This window comes from Gluconobacter sp. Dm-44 (genome assembly GCF_018256175.1).
GTDB classification, from domain to species: Bacteria; Pseudomonadota; Alphaproteobacteria; order Acetobacterales; family Acetobacteraceae; genus Gluconobacter; species Gluconobacter cadivus.
Genome location: NZ_JAERLZ010000044.1, coordinates 1 through 2,080, shown reverse-complemented (window position 1 = coordinate 2,080; position 2,080 = coordinate 1). Strand labels below are relative to the sequence as shown.

The 2,080-nt window shown below is 59.9% G+C and carries 4 protein-coding genes; 1 reads left to right on the top strand and 3 read right to left on the bottom strand.

What is annotated here, in order from left to right; genetic code table 11:
• Positions 1–240 (top strand): AraC family transcriptional regulator (locus JK213_RS15780; protein ID WP_211571903.1); only part of this gene is annotated, 240 nt, incomplete at its 5' end.
• A 141-nt stretch (positions 241–381) separates the two neighbouring features.
• Here the strand turns inward: JK213_RS15780 and JK213_RS16020 are convergent.
• The 3 genes from JK213_RS16020 to JK213_RS15770 all read right to left on the bottom strand — a co-directional run bounded on the left by JK213_RS16020 (position 382) and on the right by JK213_RS15770 (position 2,026).
• Entirely contained in the window at positions 382–576 is a 195-nt protein-coding gene (locus tag JK213_RS16020) for a DUF4113 domain-containing protein (protein WP_228125692.1), read from the bottom strand.
• Between the two features lie 38 nt (positions 577–614).
• Complete coding sequence (locus tag JK213_RS15775) at positions 615–1,646, bottom strand: Y-family DNA polymerase (protein WP_249200765.1); 1,032 nt, start codon at positions 1,644–1,646, stop codon at positions 615–617.
• Positions 1,646–2,026: a LexA family transcriptional regulator gene (locus tag JK213_RS15770; protein ID WP_194261933.1), complete on the bottom strand. Its 381-nt coding sequence runs from the start codon at positions 2,024–2,026 to the stop codon at positions 1,646–1,648. Before JK213_RS15770 ends, JK213_RS15775 begins: the two co-directional genes overlap by 1 nt.
• Between the last annotated feature and the right edge of the window lie 54 nt (positions 2,027–2,080).

Below are 2,080 nucleotides of genomic sequence, written 5' to 3'. Positions count from 1 at the left end.
GTGCGTTCCTTCGTCCGGCATTTCGGGGCTGAGACGGGAATGCCGTTTACGGCCTGGCGTCAGCGGCTGCGTATCCTAAATGCCCAGGAAAGGCTGGCACGCGGAGAAGCGGTTACAAGCGTCGCACTTGACGTCGGTTACGAAAGTCCCGGCGCCTTCGCGGCAGTATTTCGGAAGATCACGGGACATAGTCCCGCAGCCTATATGAAACTGTGCAGGTCGAGCGATAAAGGTTCGTAGAGTTTATTTGCCCATCTCAGATCAGATCTTGGATACCCCACTGGTTACGGCGCAATACCAATGGTGAGAAAGCGGCTTATGTCTGCTCTTGGTAAATCATTCATACGTATTGCATGACTTATATGAAGGCGTAAGCGGAAGTTACCAACTTCTCGCCCTCACGATCTCCTCCAGCCGGGTCGTGTAGCGGGCTGACAACAGGGACTGTCGCGGCGACCATGTTCGCTTCAGTCCCGTTGATCCCGGTCGGAGTGTCCCACTTCCAAAACGGGCGTTCACCGCATCCAATGCGGCCATGACCGTGGCGGACTGGACCGGATCCCGGAATGCGAACATCTGACCCTGACTGCCGGCAGGGCGTAGATCCGAGAGAATTACCCCTGCCTTGACTTGAAATACCGATAGCCCGGAAGCCAGATAGCGCAGCCGAGCGCTGTAGCGTGTCGGATCAGATCCCGGGCGTCAGACGTCGGCTCGATCGTGACGGCCGCGTGCTTCGCGTACCAGGGATCGCCATTGTGTGGATTGGTCTGCATCAGGACGGACAGATGCGCCGCTTCCAGTCCATCTTCTCTCAGTTTCTCCGCAGCCCGGTTCGCATAGTGCGCAATAGCCTCGCGGATCTCCTCCCATTTCAGCAGTAGGCGCCCGAACGTTCGGGTCGAGGCAATGCTTTTGCGGGTGGCCGCGATATCTGACAGGGGCAAACACGACTGGCCACGCAACTCGGCCTGAACCCGGGCNCCCACGACTGTCAGCATCTGGCGCACGGTCTTTGCGTCTAGGGCCACGAAGTCGGCGATCGTCTCGATGCCTGCTCCCAACAGCTTTTGCTTCGTCTGTCGGCCGATACCCCAGACTTCATCGATGCTTGTCCGGCAATACCAGTCCTGACGCACGACCGGGTCTGTCAGGTCACACAGGCCGTCCAGTTCTGCGTGATCCTTGGCGAGACCATTCGCCAGCTTGGCGATCGTCTTGGTCGGCCCCCAGCCGATACAGGTGGGAATCTTCGCGTGATCGGCCACGTCCTGGCGGATCTGCCGGCAGCGCTCATGCAGATTTCCGGGCAGGTCACTCAGATCGAGAAACATCTCATCGATCGAATATGGCTCTACGGCTGGCAGGCGCTCTGCCAGGACCTGATACATCCGCCGCGACATGTCGGCATACAGGGCATAGTTCGAGGAGTACCAGACGACGGACTGGCTCTCAGGGCGTTTGCGGGCGATGTGCCAGGCGTCTCCCATTTTGACGCCAAGCGCCTTGGCCTCCCGGGTCCGCGCAATGGCGCAGCCGTCATTGTTGCTGAGGACCACAACCGGTTTGTGCTTCAGGCGAGGCTCAAACGCGCGCTGGCAGGAACAGTAAAACGAATTGCCGTCGATCAGGCCAAAGACACGCATTACACGTCCGTTCGGACCAGGCCGGTCGCCACGGCCCAGATGGCCACATCCGTGTCGTCATCGACCTGGACTGGGGAAGCCCGGGGAGAAGACGACCGCAGCCACCATTCTCCAGCCCGCTGGGTCAGCTCACAGACTCGCAGCTCGTCGCCGACGCTGGCAACCACCACGACCCCAGCTCGGGGCGCTACGGCCGAATCCACGACCAGGATGTCGCCATGCCGGATGGAACGGCCAAGAAGGGCATCGCCTTCCACGCGGACCGGATAGCGGCTGGGCTGTCGCAAATCGAGGGCAGCCGACATCAGGTCGATCGTGCCTTCGATATTGTCGCCTGCGGGGGATGCGAAGCCGGTCGTGCGGTCGCCTTGGTAGTTCATGTTTCTGGCCTCCATAATGAGAACAGAAAGAGAACAAAGCAGAACGCGTCAATG